Source organism: Vreelandella sp. L-25 (assembly GCF_056857535.1).
The window spans coordinates 49,065-67,005 of sequence record NZ_JBSXNH010000042.1; the positions used below are offsets into that span (position 1 = coordinate 49,065).

The following is a 17,941-nucleotide window of genomic DNA, read 5'->3' on the forward strand; positions in this document are numbered from 1 at the left end:
GGCAGCTATTTAGACAAATGAGGGTACTATGCAGAACCAAGAGCAACGTCTGCTGATTGTCGATGACGATGAAATGTTTTGCCACGTGCTAAGCCGCGCACTGACCCGCCGCGGCTTTGAAGTGATGGTCGCTCACGACGCCGACCAAGCGCTGAATATCGCGGCACAGTTTATGCCCACCATGGCCACGCTTGATTTAAAGCTGGAGCATAGCTCTGGCCTTAAGCTGCTGCCTGAACTGCTCTCCGCAGTACCAAGCTGTCGCATCGTTGTGCTCACGGGCTACTCCAGCATTGCTACGGCGGTAGAAGCTATCAAACTTGGCGCGATCAACTACCTGTGTAAACCGGCAGATGCCGACGATGTGATGGCGGCCTTTGAACACCCTGACGCTGACCCCAATATCGAGCTGGCGGATAACCCCCCTTCCATCAACCGGATTACCTGGGAGCATATCCAAAAAGTGCTGCAAGAGCATGATGGCAATATTTCCGCCACGGCCCGGGCGCTAGGCATGCACCGCCGCACACTACAGCGCAAGTTGCAAAAACGCCCGGTTCGCCGCTGAGCCCGCCCGTTATCAAGCTCCACTGGCCATCGTAACAGGCGGGGGGCTGGGTTAGTGTGCTGTCCAGCCGAGATCAATATTCCAGCTAGCGCCAGTGACTGCGCCCGCCGCATCTGACGTCAGGTAAGCGACCAACTGAGCAACTTCGGAGGGGTCGATTAAGCGCTTAATCGCGGCGTTTTTGAGCATGATTTTCTCGATCACCTCTTGCTCATCCATACCATGCAGCTTGGCCTGATCGGCAATCTGGTTATCTACTAACGGGGTTTTAACATACGCAGGGCAAATCGCATTGGCGGTAATGCCCTGTTCGCCGCCTTCCAGCGCAGCGGTTTTGGTTAACCCAATCATGCCGTGTTTGGCGCTGATATACGCCGCCTTACCCGGCGATGCCACCTGCGCATGGATTGAGGCAATATTTACCACTCGCCCCCAGCCCTTTTCACGCATATAAGGCCAAGCGGCCTGGGTGAGAAGGAATGGCGCGGTCAGCATCAGGTCGATAATTTGCCGCCACTTCTCTTCGGGAAAAGTCTCGATAGAAGCGACATGCTGAATTCCGGCATTATTCACCAAAATATCCACGCTACCAAAGCGTTTCACTGCCTCAGCAATCGCGCCACGGCATGCATCTGCGTCGGTGAGATCCGCTTGGTAAAACGCCGCGCCTGCCGCTTCTGCAATCTCTTTTCCAGCAGGATTAAAATCGACGGCCAGGACTTGGTGGCCCTGCTCGTAAAAGTGTTTAACAACGGCTTCACCGATACCACTGCTGGTACCAGTCACCACGGCAACCCGAGGGGTTGAAGCTTTTTGGGATGACATTCAGACGTCCTTTTATTAACTGCACGGTAATGAATGTATAAACGCTCATGAGTATAGGAGTCGCCGGTAGCTTCTGCCTACTCTACCCTTGCGGTACAGCGTTCGGGGTCATTAGCTGTTCCATCATGCGCTGTGCTAATCGTGCTGTCTCTTGAAGCGTTTCAAGATCGCTTAGATCTTCTAAGATTTTTCGCTTATAAAGCTCGATACCCGCGGGCAAACGCTCTAGTTGCAGTGAGTAACGGCCTGAAGGAAGCGTTAACGCACACTGTGACTCAAGTGGCGCTTGTAAAGCAGACTGCTCTGGCAGCGCGACAAGCCATAGCTCACAAGGCGTAATTAAAGCGCCAGCCATCACGCTGGCGCCGCTAATGCGCGACTCAATATGCTGAAAACAGAGCGCATCAACGCCTAATCGCGGATTGAAGTGCGCCTGCTGCTTAAGTCCTGCTAAGTGCTCATCGCGGTAGCACTTAGCAAGCTCAGCTAAATAACCATATTCATGCGGAGCCAGGGTTTGCATGGCTTCTCCTACTGTTCCATTGCTCATTGTGCGGCTTTATAGGGCACGTAGTGTGGTGCTATTGGCGAAAACCTGTGCCCTACGCCACAATGGGCGCTGATTCCTAATTCAAGCACTTACTTATTTCTGTATCGTAAAGGAGTTGTTGCCATGTTTGTGGTCATTTTTGGGCGCATGTCGTGCCCATTCTGTGTACGTGCCAAGCATCTTGCCGAACACCTCGAGAGTAACGGCAAAATTGATGGCTACCGCTATGTAGACATGCCCTCAGAAGGCGTTACCAAGGAAGATATCGCCAAAACTGCGGGCAAACCCATTCATACCGTACCGCAAATCTTTGTCGACCAGCAGCACATTGGCGGCTTTACCGAATTCGACCAGTTTGTCCGTGATAAGCAATTAATGGCCTCTTAGCACCACTGCTGAATATTTAACGCTGGTGACGCTTAACTCAGGCTTTGACTGTTACCGGATTACTTGGGAGGCTTGGCACTCACCCAAAAACAGCTAAGCATGGCGTGAGCCAAGACCCACGCCATTTCACCATGCTCGCTTTCAGTGTTACTCGTCGAAGGTCATTTCTGGAACGTGGTCAGGAACGATCAGCTTGCCTGCAGTTTTCTCGACAATTTCCTCAACGCTAACGCCGGGCGCGCGCTCTTTGAGGATGAAGGCACCATCTTTAATTTCCAGGTAAGCCAGATCCGTTAGCACTCGATTGATGCACCCGGCGCCAGTGAGCGGCAAGTTACATTTTTCCAGCAATTTGGATTCACCGTGTTTGGATGCATGGGTCATGGTGCAAATAATATTTTCTGCGCCAGCCACAAGATCCATCGCTCCACCCATACCCTTGATGAGCTTACCGGGGACCATCCAAGAGGCGATATTGCCCTCCTGATCAACCTCGAACGCACCCAGTACGGTTAAGTCCACATGTCCGCCACGAATCATGGCAAACGACTCAGCGGATGAGAAAATGGCAGCGCCAGGACGAGCGGTAACGGTCTGTTTGCCCGCGTTAATCATATCGGGGTCCACTTCTTCCTCAGTGGGGAAGCGCCCCATGCCCAGCAAGCCATTTTCAGACTGGAGCATGACATCTATACCATCTGGGATATAGTTAGCTACCAGGGTAGGAATACCAATGCCTAAATTGACGTAAAAACCATCCTGCAGTTCACGGGCAACGCGCTGTGCCATCTGTTCGCGAGTTAAAGCCATGGTGCCACCTCTTGTCTTAGCAGTTAGTTGATTGTTGGCGTTGTTGCGCTTAGCTGCGCACCGTGCGCTTCTCAATACGCTTCTCGAATGTGCTTTGGATAATACGATCCACGTAGATACCCGGCGTATGAATCTGGCTTGGCTCCAGTTCGCCTGGTTCAACAATCTCCTCAACTTCTACAACGGTGATCTTGCCTGCCGTGGCGGCCATAGGGTTAAAGTTCTGTGCAGTATGGCGATAAATCACGTTGCCATAGCGGTCGGCTTTCCAGCCTTTCACAATCGCAAAATCGCCTTTAATGGCTTCTTCTAAAATATAGTGGCGGCCATCGAACACACGCTCTTCTTTGCCTTCTGCAATCGGGGTGCCATAACCTGTAGCCGTGTAGAAGGCGGGAATGCCCGCTCCGCCAGCACGCATTTTTTCTGCCAGCGTTCCTTGAGGGGTCAGTACCACCTCAATTTCATTATTCAGCATTTGCTGCTCAAACAGCGCGTTTTCGCCTACGTAGGAGGCGAAGATTTTGCTTATTTGCCGATCTTCGAGCAGAAGGCCTAAGCCAAAACCATCGACGCCACAGTTGTTAGAGACAACAGTAAGGTCTTTCACACCACGACGTTTGATTTCTGCGATCAGATTTTCTGGAATACCACACAGACCAAAGCCACCTGCGAGGACGGTCATGCCGCTTTCAATGCCTTCCATTGCTTCTTCGTAAGAAGCTACACGCTTGTCGAATCCTGCCATTGTTATGCCTCACATTGTTGTTGAGTACGTATCGGTGTTGAGAGCGTTTGTCGAGAATAGTGTGCAAGAAGCGTTTGTTGGAATGTCGCGCCATACATAGTGAGTATGACGATCAGAACAGTATTGCCAGTGTTGTCCTAGATGATATATTTGTTAAGTTTGTTTTTCTTATCAATTTATTTTAATAACTTATAAAGAGACGCCATGACCGTCAAGCAGCTTCGTGCATTTTTAGCCGTGGCACAGACCCTAAGCTTTACCCAGGCATGTGAGCGCCTGCACCTTTCACAGCCCGCCCTAAGCCTTGCCATCAAAGGGTTAGAAGATTCGCTAGGCGGCAAACTGCTTATCCGTAGCACCCGTAGCGTGCGACTAACCCCAGAGGGGGAGTCGCTGCTCCCGCTTGCCAAACATCTGCTGGCGCAGTGGGATAACACCGAGGAACGCCTGCGCCAGCGGTTTACGTTACAGCTAGGGCGACTCAGCGTTGCGGCCATGCCGTCTTTTGCCTGCAATCTATTACCCAGTGCACTGGTTAAGTTTCGACAACAGTACCCCAAAATCAACGTCACGGTGCACGATGTGATCAATGAAGAAGTCACGGATATGGTGCGCTCCCGACAGGTAGAGATTGGCATTGCCTTCTCGCCGGAGGGCCAGGGAAGCTTAAGTTTTACACCTTTGTTTGAGGATCAGTTTGTCGCCGTGGTTCCTCCTACCTCGCCCCTGGCTTACCACGACACACTGCCCTGGACGCAGCTGCTTGAGAATGACTTTATCACGCTACAACGCCCTTCCATGGTACGGCGTTTACTGGAGCAAGAGCTTGAAAAGCGCCATATAGACCTCCCTGTCGCCTTTGAAAGCCACCAGCTCTCTAGCGTCGGACGAATGGTCGCGGAAGGCCTAGGGGTCAGCGCTGTGCCTTCCATGTGCATTCAGCAAATGCATGAGCTGGGTGCGCGCTGCGTACCACTTGTCGAGCCAAGCATCGCTTGCCGAGTGGGGATCCTGACCCAGGAAGAGCTTTCCGTGGCGGCGCATGCGCTGCGTAGCGTGTTGCTTGAGAGTGTTAAAGCACCTTCCCTACCGATTGATGCATAACGCTTTAATACGGTTATGCTGGGCAGCGTGGCGCTGATCTATTAGCATTTATCGCTAAGCGCGTGTTTAAAAGGCCTTTAGCACGCAGACGAATTGCTGTGAGGATTGTGGTATGCCAATTATTAAAGGGGGCGTTAGCATCTTGCTGCTGACGTTGAACACGCTGGTTTGGGGTGTCCCCCTGATTATTCTGACGCTGCTCAAAGTCATCGTCCCTGGGCGGCGGCAAAAAGAGTGGCTGCTTAAAGGGCTATGTGCCGTCGCACTAAACTGGATTGGCGTCAATTTGTGGTGGATGCGGCACTGGTTAAAACCTAATGTCTCGATCAACGTGCCAGATACATTAAGCCCTGAGCAGTGGTGGCTGGTAATCTCCAACCATCGCAGTTGGACCGATATCTTTATTCTGCTTATGGCACTGCACCGACGCATTCCTATGCCGCGCTTTTTTCTCAAACACCAGCTTATCTGGATCCCGATTGTTGGTCTCGCCTTCTGGGCGCTTGAGTTTCCCTTTATGCGTCGCTTTAGCCGTGAGCAGATCGCCAATAACCCCAAGCTAGCCACAGTTGACCGGGAATCCACTGAGCGCATGTGCCGCCAAGCTCGCCATGCCCCTATCGCTATTTTTAATTTTGTCGAGGGAACCCGCTTTACCGTCGCCAAACGCGAGTCGCAGCAAAGTCCATTCCAGCATCTGCTTCGCCCTAAAGCAGGAGGAATTGCCCAAGTACTTAGCCTGCTGGGTGATCAGTTGGATGGTATTCTTGACGTCACTATTAGCTATACCAACCCATCACCCACGTTTATGGGTTTTTTATGCGGTAAAGAAGCCCCCATTACGCTTGAAGCCCGGCAGCTAGCCATTCCTGAATGGATGCAAACTGCCAACTACCATGACGAACCGCAGCATAAGGAACGCTTCCACGCATGGATCAACTCACTCTGGCAGGAAAAAGATACCTTGCTAGATCGCCTCAGCGACCACGACTAAGCCACTGGCTCACCATTTGTGTATTGGCCAGCGTGCTAACTGGCTGCGCCAGCTCTGCCCCCTCCTCTAGCCAGCGGGTGCCCGCCGCTAGCAGCGCCAGCGCTATTGGCGGCAACTGGGTAGAGGTTAGACGTGGCGATACGCTAGGGCAGCTCGCGGCACGGGCTGACGTACCACTTGAACGGCTAGAGCGCTTCAACCCGGGGGTTGACTCTCGCCGTTTAGCCGTTGGTCAGCGCCTATTGATCCCAACCCAGCAGGAGCGAGCGCCTTCTGGCGGCCCTTATCGCTATCAAATCCGGCCCGGTGATACCTTCTCAGGTATTGCCAGGCACTTTAACACCACAACGGGGCGAATCCAGAGTGCTAACCAAGGCACTTCCCCCACGGCATTGCGTGTCGGGCAAATCATTAGCGTACCGCTTAGCAGTACCGCTAGAACGGCATCATCAAGCAGTAGTTCAGCCGCTAGTAGCGCCAATAACCGTAATGCACCAACGCCTGCCCCTGCGCCAAGCGCTAGTTTGCCAGCTTCGGCACGCCGATGGCCGTGGCCTTTAGAGGATTATCGTGTGGTTCGTCAGTTTGGTGCCGACAGCCGCGGCACACTACAGCCCATGTTGTTGGCAACTCAGGCAGGCGCTCGTGCTAGGGCCGTTGCTCCTGGTGAAGTACGCTTTGCAGATAGCATGCGGCAGCTCGGCGATGTCGTGATTGTGCACCATGCCGATAACTTGCAAACCGTTTACGCGCTCTGCGAGCGGATTCTCGTCCGCGTAGGGGACCAGGTGAGTACAGGTGATGAGCTGTGTGATGTAGGACAAAGTAACGCGACACAGCGTTATGATCTGCTGTTTGACTTACGTCAGGGGGGGAAACCCATCGACCCACGACAGGTGCTAAGGTAAGCATATTCCGCATGCAAAAGCCCCGCGAGGGGCTTTTGCATCTTTTTTGAATTAACTGCGCTCGCTAATTAACCGCGATAGTAACCAGGGGCCACAAATGGCATCGCGGAAACGCTCATGGGTAGCTGCTTGCCGCGTACTAACGCGTAGACGGTAGTACCGGGCGCTTCCCACTCACGGGCGAGGTACCCCATGGCAATAGGTTTACCGACGCTTGGCCCAAAACCTCCGGAAGTCACTACGCCAATTTCATTGCCCGCTTCATCTACCAGCAGACTGCCTTCTCGCACCGGCGCGCGCCCTTCTGCTACCAGCCCAACCCGCTTGCGGGTATGATCTTTGGTATCCACTTGGTGCAAAATCACATCGGCTCCGGGGAAACCCGCTGCTCGCTCGCCGCCATGGCGACGCGGCTTGCCAATGGCCCAGATCAAGCCGGCCTCGACAGGCGTGGTTTGCATATCCATATCGTGACCATATAGGCACAAGCCCGCTTCTAAGCGCAGTGAATCACGCGCGCCCAAGCCAATCGCTTCTACTTCAGGCTCGGCCAGCAGCGCTTCGGCAAGCGCCTGACACTCGTCAGCCGCGACAGAGATTTCAAAGCCATCTTCGCCGGTATAACCACTGCGGCTGATCCACACGTCACATCCTGCCAGCGTGTAACGACCATGTTGCATAAACGTTAGCTCACAGGCTTGCGGGCAGAGCCGCTGCATCACATCGCGGGCCTGTGGCCCTTGAAGCGCCAGCAGACCGCGATCAAGCACATCGATTTGATGAGTGTTACCAAGATTAGCGCGCAAATGGGCAATATCTTGGTCTTTGCATGCCGCGTTCACCACCAGATAGAAGTGATCGCCAGCATTCACCACCATCAAATCATCAATAATACCGCCATCGGTGCTGGTAAAAAGGCCATAACGCTGCTGGCCTTTTTGCAAGCCTACCAAGTCCGCTGGGATAAGACTTTCCAGCGCTTCAGCGACCTTTTCTCCGGAGACCAGAATCTGTCCCATATGCGATACATCGAACAAGCCACACCGCTCGCGGGTATGCTCATGCTCTTTTTTAACACCCAGCGGGTATTGCACCGGCATATCGTACCCGGCAAAAGGCACCATCTTGGCCCCTAGCTGCGTGTGAAGCGCATGAAGTGGCGTGTGTTTCAGATCAGTCATGGCATTTCCTCTGTCAAAAAAGAGAAACGGGAAGCCTTACTAGGCTTCCCGGCTCTATTACATCGTGCATTACCTGCTTACAGGCAGGCCTTATTTATCATGATCCAGGGCTTCACCCGGCAGCACGTCCTTACCAGCGAAATAATCCCGAGTGAGCTTAAAGACAACCGGAGACAGCAGCGCCAGGGCAATGAGGTTAGGAATCGCCATCATCGCGTTGAAGGTGTCTGCCATCAGCCAGATAAAGCCCAATTGCGCAACTGCACCCAGCGGAATAGCCAGTACGAACAGCACTCGGTACAGCATAATAGAGCGCGTACCGAACAGGAACTGGCAGCATTTCTCACCGTAAAACGACCAGCCAAGAATGGTGGTAAAAGCAAAGATTGCTAGCGCAATGGCCACGATCTGATTACCAAAGCCAGGCAGCGCCGCATCAAAGGAGAGCGCGGTGAGCGAAGCGCCCGCTTCGCCTTCCATCCACACGGTAGAGGTCAAGATCACCAGCGCCGTGATGGTACACACGATGATGGTATCAATGAACGTACCCAGCATGGCAATCAAGCCCTGACGAACCGGGTTTTTCGTCTGCGCAGCAGCGTGAGCAATCGGTGCACTGCCCAGACCTGCTTCATTGGAGAAAATACCCCGCGCCACGCCAAAGCGGATGGCGGCCATTACCGCAGCACCGGCAAAGCCACCGGCTGCTGCCATGGGGTTGAAGGCGTAGTAGAAGATCAGCCCAAAGGCGTCACCGATTTGGCCCGCATTAACGATCAGCACCAGCAAGCCCGCAATCACATAAGCAATGCCCATCACCGGTACCAGCTTACCAGCCACCTTGGCAATGCGCTTGATGCCACCCAATATCACTGCACCGGCCAGTACCATGATGATAACGCCGGTTAACCAGTGAGGAACACCAAAGGTGGCATCCATGGCGTCAGCCACGGAGTTAGACTGTACGGTATTACCAATCCCGAAGGCCGCCACCGCGCCAAAGAACGAGAACAGACCGCCCAGCCACAGCCACTTACGGCCCAGACCATTTTTGATGTAGAACATCGGCCCACCCACGTGATAGCCGGTGCTATCGGTTTCCCGGTAGCGTACTGCCAGCACTGCCTCGGCAAACTTGGTCGCCATACCCACCAGTGCGGTAATCCACATCCAGAACACAGCACCTGGGCCACCTAATGCGATGGCCGTTGCCACACCGGCAATATTACCGGTACCAATCGTCGCAGACAGTGCTGTCATCAACGCGTTAAAGGGAGAAATTTCCCCCTCATCGCCGGGTTTTGCAGAGGTTTTATCGGATGGCTTGGCATCGCGGCCTTGCCACATTAGCTTGAAACCCATGCCGAGTTTACGTATCGGCATCAGTTTCAAGCCAATCTGCAGGTAGATACCCACCCCCAATAGCAGGATCAGCATTAACGGGCCCCACACCACGCCGTTAATGGCCCCTAATAGGCTTGTTAACGTTTCCACACGACTCTCCTTACCCAATTGATTAATGCATTTGTTATGAAGGTTAGGTTGTTCACCCGCTCCATCCGATAGCAGATGGAATCACCAAGCGTTCCCACCATAGCGCTTAATTAACGCTGGAAAAACGGATGATGGGTATGTTTTACACTATTTTCTTAGTGCGCTTCCATGCCAATGTCGCCTGCTGATAGAGAAAGCTGCTCTTTTTGAAACTGGCTGGCGCACTGAAACAACAGAAAAAGAGCATCCATTTTTAGCCTTTTGGAGGCAATGAAGAAATTTGTTTCCGATAAGAAACACGGTACCATATACCCACTTACGCTCACTGCGAGCTGGCCACAGTCGCCAAGGCGAACGACAAGCGCTAGTATGCTTTCGTTCTGTCCACTGATTTTATAAGGGAATCACTATGAGCAATCTTCCTGCCAATCTTCGTTACGCTGCCAGCCATGAATGGGTGCTTGATCATCAAGATGGCACCGTCACCATCGGCATCACCGACCACGCGCAAGAAGCGCTAGGCGATGTGGTATTTGTTGAACTGCCCGAAGTTGGCCAATCCCTAAGCAAAGGGAAAGAGTTTGGCGTCATTGAATCCGTGAAAGCGGCCTCTGACCTTTACTCGCCGGTCAATGGCGAAGTAATTGAAGTGAACGAAGCCCTCGAAGACGCTCCCGAAACGGTGAACGACGCCCCCTATGAAGGCGGCTGGATTATGAAAGTGCGTGTTACCGACCAAGCCTTTGAAGGTCTCTTAGATGCCGATGCGTATCAAGCGACGCTGAGCGCCGACACCTAAGTCATGTAGCCAAAGCGCCTGCCCCTGCGGCAGGCGCTTTATTATCGCCTCTGCACGGTTTTCTCATTACGTCCGGAATCTCCCCCATGCCTTTTGAATCACGCCGATTGGCCGAACTGGCCGACCACGATGCTTTTATCAAACGCCATAACGGGCCCAGCCCCGATGATGTCGCCACCATGTTAAAAGCGCTCAATATGCAGCGCATGGAAGACCTGATTGAGCAAACCGTGCCTAGCGATATTCGCCTAGGTCGCGAACTTGCCCTTGACGACCCCCGCAGTGAAGCGGAAGCCCTTGAATATTTGAGCCAGTTAGCGCGCCAGAACCGCGTCAGCAAAAGCTATATTGGCCAGGGTTACTACAACACCCACATGCCCGCAGTGATTCAGCGCAACGTGCTGGAAAATCCCGGTTGGTATACCGCTTACACGCCTTACCAGCCCGAAATTTCCCAGGGCCGTCTGGAGGGATTGCTAAACTTCCAGCAGGTGATTATGGATTTAACCGGCATGGAGCTTGCCAACGCCTCCCTGCTGGATGAGGCCACCGCCGCCGCAGAAGCCATGGCACTGTGTAAGCGCGGCAATAAAAAGAGCAAGTCGAACGCGTTCTTCGTGGCTGACGACCTCTTTCCGCAAACGTTAGATGTCGTCAAAACCCGTGCCGAGTTCTTTGGCTTTGAGCTGATCACCGGCCCCGCCGAAAGCCTTGCCGAACACGATGTGTTTGGCGCTCTGGTTCAGTACCCCTCTGCCAGCGGCAGCGTCAGCGACTTAGCCCCGATGCTAAAGGCGGCTCAAGAGCGCGGCATTATGACCTGCGTGGCCACCGACCTGCTTAGCCTGGTGCTGCTGAAAGAGCCGGGCGCGATGGGTGCGGATATTGTCGTAGGTAACTCGCAGCGCTTTGGTGTGCCCATGGGCTTTGGCGGCCCGCATGCGGCGTTCTTCGCTACCTCCGACAAACTCAAGCGTTCGATCCCAGGACGGATTATCGGCGTCTCTAAAGACAGCCGTGGCAAAACCGCGCTGCGCATGGCCATGCAAACCCGCGAGCAGCACATCCGCCGTGAGAAAGCGACGTCGAATATCTGTACCGCACAAGCGCTACTAGCCAATATTGCCGGTTTCTACGCCACCTATCATGGCGCAGAAGGCCTACGCAAAATTGCCGGTCGCGTTCACCGCCTGACTACTGTGCTGGCTACCGGCTTACAGCAAGCCGGCGTTCAACTAGCGAATAACACCTGGTTCGATACGCTACGCCTTACCCAGGTAGACGCGGGCAAGATTCACGGCCGCGCCATGACCCACGATATCAACCTGCACTACTTTGCCAATGGCGATGTGGGTATTAGCCTGGATGAAACAACCACCGCCCACGATGTTGCCGCTCTATTCGACGTCCTGCTGGGCGATGAGCATGGTCTGGCCGTGGCAGTGTTGGATGACCAGGTAGTGACCGATAAGCTGAGCGGTATTCCGGCCGCCTACCAGCGGGAAAGCGATTTTCTCGAACATCCGACCTTCAATCGCTACCGCAGCGAAACCGAAATGCTGCGCTACCTGAAGCGTCTTGAGAACAAAGACCTGTCGCTGGCCCATGCCATGATCCCGCTGGGCTCCTGCACCATGAAGCTCAACGCGACTAGCGAGATGATTCCTGTCTCATGGCCTGCGTTTTCCAACCTGCACCCATTTGCGCCGCGTGATCAGGTGGCGGGCTACCATCAGATGATTGATGAGCTGGCAGCGTTCTTAGTCGAAGTCACCGGCTATGACCATATCTCGATGCAGCCTAACTCAGGCGCGCAGGGTGAATACGCGGGCTTGCTGGCGATTCGCCGCTATCAGGCAGCGCAAGGTGAAGCTCACCGTGATGTGTGCTTGATTCCCAGCTCCGCCCACGGCACTAACCCGGCCTCTGCCGCCATGCTGAGCATGGAAGTGGTGGTGGTGGAGTGCGATGCTAACGGCAACATCGATTTAGAGGATTTGACCCGCAAAGCCCAGCAGCACAGCGAGCGGCTTTCAGCGGTGATGATTACCTACCCGTCCACCCACGGCGTCTTTGAGTCGCACGTTCGCAAAGTATGCGAAGTGGTGCACCAGCATGGCGGCCAAGTTTACGTCGATGGCGCTAACATGAATGCTCAGGTTGGCCTCACTCGCCCTGGTGACTTCGGCGGCGACGTGTCTCACCTGAACTTGCACAAAACATTCTGCATCCCCCACGGAGGCGGTGGTCCAGGTATGGGCCCGATCGGCGTTAAAGCGCACCTTGCCCCGTTTGTGCCTAACCATGTGGTGACGCCCATCAACGGCGTTAACCCAGAGAGCGGCGCGGTGTCGGCGGCAGCCTTTGGCAGCGCTTCCATTCTGCCGATCTCGTGGGCGTACATTAAGATGATGGGTGCCCGTGGCCTGCGTGAAGCCACCGAGCTGGCCATTCTTAACGCCAACTATATTGCCAAGCGTTTAGAAGCGTCCTATCCGATTCTCTATCGCGGCCAGAACGGCAATGTCGCCCATGAGTGCATCATTGATATTCGTCCGCTGAAGAGCGCGTCTGGTATTAGTGAAGAAGATATCGCCAAACGTTTGATGGATTACGGCTTCCATGCCCCCACCATGTCGTTCCCAGTACCGGGTACGCTGATGATTGAGCCCACGGAATCTGAATCACTCTACGAAATTGACCGCTTCTGCGATGCGATGATTGCAATTCGTGAAGAGATTGCACGAGTAGAGAGCGGCGAGTGGCCGCTGGATAATAACCCGCTGGTGAATGCGCCACACACACAAGCCGACCTAATGGATAGCGCATGGGAGCGGCCTTATGACCGCCAGCTAGGTGCCTTCCCCACCGAAGCAGTGATGGCGTCGAAATACTGGCCCTCAGTGAATCGCGTCGATAACGTCTTTGGTGATCGGCAGTTGATCTGCTCCTGCCCCAGCATTGACGAGTATCGCCGTTAAGCAGAACCCATAGCGCGATAGGAAACGCCTCTGGCCCGTTTACTCGGGTATCAGGGGCGTTTTTTCTTGGAGACGCTGATCATGAAAGCCGTTCAACAGCTTTTCATAGCGTTTAGGTAGGACAGAATCTTGGCGACGAAGAAGATAGAGCACTTCGTTAATCGCTTGGGGAAGCGCTAACGCCTTCACCTGCCGCTGCCACGGCGATGTTTCGAGCACTAAGCGCGAGACCACCGTAAAGCCAAGCCCCCTCGCCACTGCGTCCAGCACCATGCTCACTTCATTGGTGAACCCTTGATGACGGAAATGAGTCATGGAGCGAAATTCATCGGGATAGTTCGCCCGCAGCAGCGCGTTGGCGTGGTTAATCCCATCGTAGTAGTTGATAAAACCGATACCCATTAACTCTGACAGCGTACTGCCTGCGAAATCGGCAGGTACGACCAAGCAGAGCGGCTCTTTATGCCATACCGTGCAAGTGAGCTCAGGGTGATTGACCTGCTCGGTCACGATACCGATATCGTAGCGGCCTTCAAGCAGGTCGTTGACGATCTCATGGTTGAACGCAAAGCTATAGTTAACGGTCAGGTTGGGATGCATCTGCTGCTGACCGAGAATATAGGGATAAAACATCAGCCCTACGCTGCCGGGTGATGCAATCCGGCATTCGCCGCTATCCAACGAGTCATCATCCAAGCCATGCCGAAACTGCTCATGCTCGGCAAACAGCTTAAGTGCGTAATCATAGGCACGGCGGCCCGATTCGGTCAGGGTAAAACTTCTGCCACGGCGCTCTAACAACGTTTTGCCAAGATAGCTCTCCAACTTACGAATATGCTGGCTAACCCCAGGCTGCGTCATCTCTAAACGACGCGCCGTTCGTGTGAAACTGCCGGTTTCCACTAACGTTATAAACGTCCGAAAGTATTGGGCATTAAACATAGGGTTTAAGCAACATCCTCATTATCCATCATCGTAAGGCGCTGACGTGAAGCACTATTGTAACGTGCTATCGCACCCGCAGCCGTGTGCGATAGCAGGCCCCTAGCGTAGCACAAACGCTGCTAAGACGGGCGCTTAGCCGCATTGCTGAACAGCGCCAAGCGCCGTGCTAGTATGCAGGTTCGTTACTAACACTCTTAGGGACAGCCAGACTAATGACGCAAACCCCAGCGCCTCGTGCCACGATTTCCAGCATTATTTCTCCTGAAGGAAGCCTTGAAGTCCTCTCGCAGCATGAGGTTAATCGGCTCAAGAGCACGTCTAAAAGTGGTTTGCACGATTTACTGCGCCGCTGCGCGCTTGCCGTACTTAATTGCGGTAGCGCTACTGATGACAGCTTGGCCATTCTCGAAGCCTATAAAGATTTCGACATTGAAGTACTGCAGCAAGATCGCGGCATTCGCCTAAAGCTGACTAACGCGCCAGCAGAAGCGTTTGTAGATGGACGCATGATTCGCGGTATCCGCGAACATCTCTCGTCCATTATTCGCGACATTGTGTATGTTTATAACGAAATTCAGCACCACAAGCGCTTTGATCTCAGTACGGGCGAAGGCACCACCAATGCGGTATTCCATATTCTGCGCAAGGCAGGCACGCTTAAGCCCGGTCGCGACCCCAGCTTAGTGGTGTGCTGGGGTGGCCACTCTATTTCCCGGGAAGAGTACGAGTACACTAAGGATGTGGGCTACCACCTAGGATTGCGCGATTTAGATATCTGCACCGGCTGTGGGCCTGGGGCTATGAAAGGCCCGATGAAAGGAGCCAACGTAGCGCATGCCAAACAGCGCCGTAAAGATGGCCGTTACCTGGGCATCTCGGAGCCCGGTATTATCGCTGCCGAAGCACCTAACCCCATCGTTAACGAGCTCGTCGTCATGCCGGATATCGAGAAACGTCTAGAAGCGTTTGTGCGTCTAGGCCACGGCATTATTGTCTTCCCCGGTGGCGTGGGCACCGCAGAAGAGATTCTCTATTTGCTGGGTATTCTGTTGCACCCCAGCAACCGGGAGATCCCCTTCCCCCTCATCTTTACCGGCCCTGCCAACTCCGCGGCTTACTTTCAGAAAATCGATGAATTCCTGGTATACACCCTCGGTGAAGAGATTCGCCGCTACTACACCATTATTACGGGCGACCCGGTGGCCGTTGCTCGCACAATGCGCGAAGGCATTGACCAAATTGCCGATTTCCGCCGCCAACATCAAGACGCCTTCTACTACAACTGGCGCTTAACCATCGCCCGTGAGTTTCAAGCACCCTTTGAGCCCACCCACGAAGCGATGCGCGGCCTGGCCCTTCACCGCCAGCAGCCCACCCACGAGCTGGCCGCCAACCTAAGGCGCGCTTTCTCCGGCATTGTGGCGGGTAACGTGAAAGAGCCAGGCATTCGCGCCATTGAAGCTCATGGCCCCTTCGAGCTCACCGCTGAGCCAGAATTGATGCAGCGTTTAGACGCGTTGCTTAGCTCCTTTGTTGCCCAAGGGCGCATGAAGCTTGATGGACAACCCTATACGCCCTGCTACGTGCTTAAATAGGCCCTTAGCGCTCACCCATAGCAGGTATCGCCCATGATGCCTGCTCAAGGAAACTCGCCGTGATTATTGCACTGCTCACTTTCGTCATTGCGGGGATTATTAAGGGAGCAATTGGCTCGGGAGTGCCGGTGGTCGTTGTACCTGTATTGACCATGCTTTATGACGTTAAGCTGGCCATTGCAGTGTTGGTAGCCCCCAATCTTTTTAGCAATGCGCTTCAGGTATGGCAGTACCGCCAGCACCTTCTCCCCCTGCGCTTTCTACTCTCATTTGCCGTAGCCGGTGGCGCTGGCATTGTACTTGGCACCTGGGGGCTAGTAGTGCTCTCACCAACACTGCTATCGCTAGGCGTCGCTGCAGCAATCCTTTTGTATCTCATCATCAAGCTGGCCAAGCGTACCGCAACGCTACCCTTTACGGTCGCAAAGCGAATTGTACTCCCCGTCGGTTTGTTGGCGGGTGTGCTTCAAGGCGCTGCGGGCATGTCAGCCCCTGCCTCAGTCACTTTTTTGAATGCCATGCAGCTTGAGCGTCGCGTTTTTATTGGCTCAATTTCGGTATTTTTCGTTGCCATTACCCTGGTACAAATACCTGCACTACTCAGTGCTGGCATTCTTACGGGTGAGCGCACGCTCTACAGCCTGGGCGCATTACTTGTGATACTCGCCGCCATGCCTATTGGTGCACAACTTGGCAGGCGATTACCCCACCGCTGGTTTGATAATCTCATTATGTGTTTGTTGGCGAGCATCGCACTGAAAATCATCTTGGATGCCCTGCTGACATAACATCATTGCGTTAACACTCTGCACAATGATGCGAGAGCCGCTACACTGAAGCCTGCAATAACCGCGCAGTCACTCGCGATTATTGGCAGATTCTTATCAAGGAAAGGAGTCATACATGGAAATGATTAACCAGTTGCAAGATGGCAAAACCAAAGCTTTTGCGAAGCACTGTTTTGAGCGCTACTCCGCAGAAGAGCTCAATAGCGCTGCGGAAGGTTCACCCGACCAAGCGGAAATGGAGCATTGGGGAATTACCGCAGGCCAATGGGAAGAAGCGGTGGCTACAGCACTCGCCGACCATAAAGCGCAAGGTTAATGGCCCTTCCCCAACGGAGCACATGGGTAAACAGCATTCCTCGAGCGAGGTAACTGGGAGTAATTAGTACGACAGTCCCAAACACGCCTTGGCCCCTATCGCTGGGGGCCAATTTTTGAGCCGAAATAACAGGCATAAAAAAACGGCCGCTGCGATAAACGCAAGCGACCGTTTTAGTATTGGTCGGAGTGACAGGATTCGAACCTGCGACCTTTGCAACCCCATTGCGTTTACCCGGTATATTAGCAGAAACAATCATCAACAAAAGAAAGCAAATATACTTCTAAAATACAGACACTTACCATTCAAACATTAGTTTACGCTTGTTGCTGAATGTGCCTAGATATATCCTCTAAGTGTCACCTATTTGTCACCTAGAAAATGAGGCGCACCATGGCAGGCACGGAAACCCGTATAAAGCTGACCGCCAAAAGCATCGAAAAGCTGGCGCGTGAACAGCCTTCTGGTGATGTTTGGGATACCGAGCTAGGCGGCTTTCATGTGCGCTATGGTAAACGCGGCCTTACCTTTCGACTCTACTACCGCACCAAAACAGGTAAGCGCCGTATGATGACGCTAGGCACCTATGGCGCATTGACGCTGGCCCAAGCTCGCCGGGATGCTGCCGAAGCGCTGGGTATCGTGGCACAAGGCGGCGACCCACGCGCCGCGATTGAAGCCGCCAAAGTAGAAAGCCAACGCCAGCAGCAGCAAACGCTCCGCGCTTACCTTAATGGCCCCTACACTGCCTACCAAAAGCGCCGCAAGGATGGTGCAGGCACCTTGCGCCGTATCGAGAAGGATTTTTCTAGCAGTCTGTCGGACTTGAGGTTAATGGATGAGCTGAGGCGTGGGTTCTTCACCCCCCCCTGTGTTGGTGTTGGTGCTGTTGTGTGGCTCTTAACCTGCCCCTCAGCTTCTGCAAGGCGGTTCTGACGCCTTGCCTGC

General features: G+C 53.8%; 18 protein-coding genes. 11 read left to right on the top strand and 7 right to left on the bottom strand.

The genetic code is table 11. The annotated features are described in order from the left end of the window. Window positions 1–28 precede the first annotated feature (28 nt). A complete protein-coding gene (locus AC13CN_RS04140; protein ID WP_054641584.1) occupies window positions 29–568 on the top strand; it encodes a response regulator transcription factor in 540 nt (179 codons plus the stop codon). A gap of 51 nt (window positions 569–619) precedes the next feature. Here AC13CN_RS04140 and AC13CN_RS04145 read toward each other — a convergent pair whose 3' ends face one another. Both AC13CN_RS04145 and hybE read right to left on the bottom strand, forming a co-directional pair. Then, a complete protein-coding gene (locus tag AC13CN_RS04145) occupies window positions 620–1,393 on the bottom strand; it encodes a 3-hydroxybutyrate dehydrogenase (protein ID WP_062359867.1) in 774 nt (257 codons plus the stop codon). A gap of 82 nt (window positions 1,394–1,475) precedes the next feature. Further along, on the bottom strand, window positions 1,476–1,916 hold the full coding sequence (hybE, locus tag AC13CN_RS04150; protein ID WP_044630544.1) for a [NiFe]-hydrogenase assembly chaperone HybE: 441 nt from the start codon (window positions 1,914–1,916) through the stop codon (window positions 1,476–1,478). Window positions 1,917–2,066: 150 nt separating this feature from the next. Here hybE and AC13CN_RS04155 point away from each other — a divergent pair, with 150 nt between their 5' ends. After that, window positions 2,067–2,330, top strand: coding sequence for a GrxA family glutaredoxin (locus tag AC13CN_RS04155; RefSeq protein WP_044630543.1), 264 nt, complete (start codon window positions 2,067–2,069; stop codon window positions 2,328–2,330). Window positions 2,331–2,477: 147 nt separating this feature from the next. Here AC13CN_RS04155 and AC13CN_RS04160 read toward each other — a convergent pair whose 3' ends face one another. Both AC13CN_RS04160 and AC13CN_RS04165 read right to left on the bottom strand, forming a co-directional pair. Beyond that, on the bottom strand, window positions 2,478–3,140 hold the full coding sequence (locus tag AC13CN_RS04160) for a CoA transferase subunit B (RefSeq protein WP_044630542.1): 663 nt from the start codon (window positions 3,138–3,140) through the stop codon (window positions 2,478–2,480). A gap of 49 nt (window positions 3,141–3,189) precedes the next feature. Then, a complete protein-coding gene (locus tag AC13CN_RS04165; RefSeq protein WP_044630541.1) occupies window positions 3,190–3,888 on the bottom strand; it encodes a CoA transferase subunit A in 699 nt (232 codons plus the stop codon). A 204-nt stretch (window positions 3,889–4,092) separates the two neighbouring features. On the opposite strand from AC13CN_RS04165, the gene AC13CN_RS04170 reads away from it, so the two are divergent. From AC13CN_RS04170 to AC13CN_RS04180, 3 genes are all read left to right on the top strand, one after another. Continuing rightward, on the top strand, window positions 4,093–4,992 hold the full coding sequence (locus AC13CN_RS04170) for a LysR family transcriptional regulator (protein ID WP_172514456.1): 900 nt from the start codon (window positions 4,093–4,095) through the stop codon (window positions 4,990–4,992). A 112-nt stretch (window positions 4,993–5,104) separates the two neighbouring features. After that, window positions 5,105–5,986: an acyltransferase gene (locus tag AC13CN_RS04175; protein ID WP_089674429.1), complete on the top strand. Its 882-nt coding sequence runs from the start codon at window positions 5,105–5,107 to the stop codon at window positions 5,984–5,986. Further along, window positions 5,923–6,894 (top strand): LysM peptidoglycan-binding domain-containing protein, encoded by a 972-nt coding sequence (locus AC13CN_RS04180; RefSeq protein WP_172514455.1) that lies wholly within the window; start codon window positions 5,923–5,925, stop codon window positions 6,892–6,894. Before AC13CN_RS04175 ends, AC13CN_RS04180 begins: the two co-directional genes overlap by 64 nt. A 68-nt stretch (window positions 6,895–6,962) precedes the next feature. Here the strand turns inward: AC13CN_RS04180 and gcvT are convergent, their stop codons facing one another. Continuing rightward, window positions 6,963–8,075, bottom strand: a complete 1,113-nt coding sequence (gcvT, locus tag AC13CN_RS04185) for a glycine cleavage system aminomethyltransferase GcvT (protein ID WP_172514454.1) — start codon at window positions 8,073–8,075, stop codon at window positions 6,963–6,965. A gap of 90 nt (window positions 8,076–8,165) precedes the next feature. Beyond that, window positions 8,166–9,569 (bottom strand): alanine/glycine:cation symporter family protein, encoded by a 1,404-nt coding sequence (locus tag AC13CN_RS04190; protein WP_089674425.1) that lies wholly within the window; start codon window positions 9,567–9,569, stop codon window positions 8,166–8,168. A gap of 409 nt (window positions 9,570–9,978) precedes the next feature. Here AC13CN_RS04190 and gcvH point away from each other — a divergent pair, with 409 nt between their 5' ends. Then, window positions 9,979–10,368: a glycine cleavage system protein GcvH gene (gene gcvH, locus AC13CN_RS04195; protein ID WP_058577968.1), complete on the top strand. Its 390-nt coding sequence runs from the start codon at window positions 9,979–9,981 to the stop codon at window positions 10,366–10,368. Between the two features lie 86 nt (window positions 10,369–10,454). Further along, window positions 10,455–13,349 (top strand): aminomethyl-transferring glycine dehydrogenase, encoded by a 2,895-nt coding sequence (gene gcvP, locus AC13CN_RS04200; protein ID WP_062360749.1) that lies wholly within the window; start codon window positions 10,455–10,457, stop codon window positions 13,347–13,349. Window positions 13,350–13,388: 39 nt separating this feature from the next. Here gcvP and AC13CN_RS04205 read toward each other — a convergent pair whose 3' ends face one another. Beyond that, entirely contained in the window at window positions 13,389–14,291 is a 903-nt protein-coding gene (locus AC13CN_RS04205) for a LysR family transcriptional regulator (protein WP_044630534.1), read from the bottom strand. Window positions 14,292–14,506: 215 nt separating this feature from the next. On the opposite strand from AC13CN_RS04205, the gene ppnN reads away from it, so the two are divergent. The 4 genes from ppnN (at window position 14,507) to AC13CN_RS04225 (ending at window position 17,929) form a co-directional block, all read left to right on the top strand. Continuing rightward, window positions 14,507–15,889, top strand: coding sequence for a nucleotide 5'-monophosphate nucleosidase PpnN (gene ppnN / locus AC13CN_RS04210; RefSeq protein ID WP_058577970.1), 1,383 nt, complete (start codon window positions 14,507–14,509; stop codon window positions 15,887–15,889). A gap of 59 nt (window positions 15,890–15,948) precedes the next feature. Next, window positions 15,949–16,677 carry a sulfite exporter TauE/SafE family protein gene (locus AC13CN_RS04215; protein ID WP_228168606.1) on the top strand — a complete coding sequence of 243 codons (729 nt, stop codon included), beginning with the start codon at window positions 15,949–15,951 and terminating at the stop codon, window positions 16,675–16,677. A gap of 115 nt (window positions 16,678–16,792) precedes the next feature. Beyond that, the gene (locus AC13CN_RS04220) at window positions 16,793–16,993 is read left to right on the top strand and encodes a hypothetical protein (RefSeq protein WP_044630531.1); all 201 of its coding nucleotides are present in this window, start codon (window positions 16,793–16,795) and stop codon (window positions 16,991–16,993) included. 393 nt (window positions 16,994–17,386) lie between these two features. Next, window positions 17,387–17,929, top strand: a complete 543-nt coding sequence (locus AC13CN_RS04225; protein ID WP_253557075.1) for an integrase arm-type DNA-binding domain-containing protein — start codon at window positions 17,387–17,389, stop codon at window positions 17,927–17,929. Window positions 17,930–17,941: the final 12 nt, after the last annotated feature.

Bases quoted from the DNA above. Each gene is read 5' to 3' on its own strand.
- AC13CN_RS04165 (WP_044630541.1), bottom strand. From the start codon at position 3,888: ATGGCAGGATTCGACAAGCGTGTAGCTTCTTACGAAGAAGCAATGGAA.
- AC13CN_RS04205 (WP_044630534.1), bottom strand. From the start codon at position 14,291: ATGTTTAATGCCCAATACTTTCGGACGTTTATAACGTTAGTGGAAACC.
- AC13CN_RS04220 (WP_044630531.1), top strand. From the start codon at position 16,793: ATGGAAATGATTAACCAGTTGCAAGATGGCAAAACCAAAGCTTTTGCG.
- AC13CN_RS04180 (WP_172514455.1), top strand. From the start codon at position 5,923: ATGGATCAACTCACTCTGGCAGGAAAAAGATACCTTGCTAGATCGCCT.
- gcvH (WP_058577968.1), top strand. From the start codon at position 9,979: ATGAGCAATCTTCCTGCCAATCTTCGTTACGCTGCCAGCCATGAATGG.
- gcvP (WP_062360749.1), top strand. From the start codon at position 10,455: ATGCCTTTTGAATCACGCCGATTGGCCGAACTGGCCGACCACGATGCT.
- AC13CN_RS04160 (WP_044630542.1), bottom strand. From the start codon at position 3,140: ATGGCTTTAACTCGCGAACAGATGGCACAGCGCGTTGCCCGTGAACTG.
- AC13CN_RS04225 (WP_253557075.1), top strand. From the start codon at position 17,387: ATGGCAGGCACGGAAACCCGTATAAAGCTGACCGCCAAAAGCATCGAA.
- AC13CN_RS04155 (WP_044630543.1), top strand. From the start codon at position 2,067: ATGTTTGTGGTCATTTTTGGGCGCATGTCGTGCCCATTCTGTGTACGT.
- ppnN (WP_058577970.1), top strand. From the start codon at position 14,507: ATGACGCAAACCCCAGCGCCTCGTGCCACGATTTCCAGCATTATTTCT.
- gcvT (WP_172514454.1), bottom strand. From the start codon at position 8,075: ATGACTGATCTGAAACACACGCCACTTCATGCGCTTCACACGCAGCTA.
- hybE (WP_044630544.1), bottom strand. From the start codon at position 1,916: ATGCAAACCCTGGCTCCGCATGAATATGGTTATTTAGCTGAGCTTGCT.
- AC13CN_RS04140 (WP_054641584.1), top strand. From the start codon at position 29: ATGCAGAACCAAGAGCAACGTCTGCTGATTGTCGATGACGATGAAATG.
- AC13CN_RS04145 (WP_062359867.1), bottom strand. From the start codon at position 1,393: ATGTCATCCCAAAAAGCTTCAACCCCTCGGGTTGCCGTGGTGACTGGT.
- AC13CN_RS04175 (WP_089674429.1), top strand. From the start codon at position 5,105: ATGCCAATTATTAAAGGGGGCGTTAGCATCTTGCTGCTGACGTTGAAC.
- AC13CN_RS04170 (WP_172514456.1), top strand. From the start codon at position 4,093: ATGACCGTCAAGCAGCTTCGTGCATTTTTAGCCGTGGCACAGACCCTA.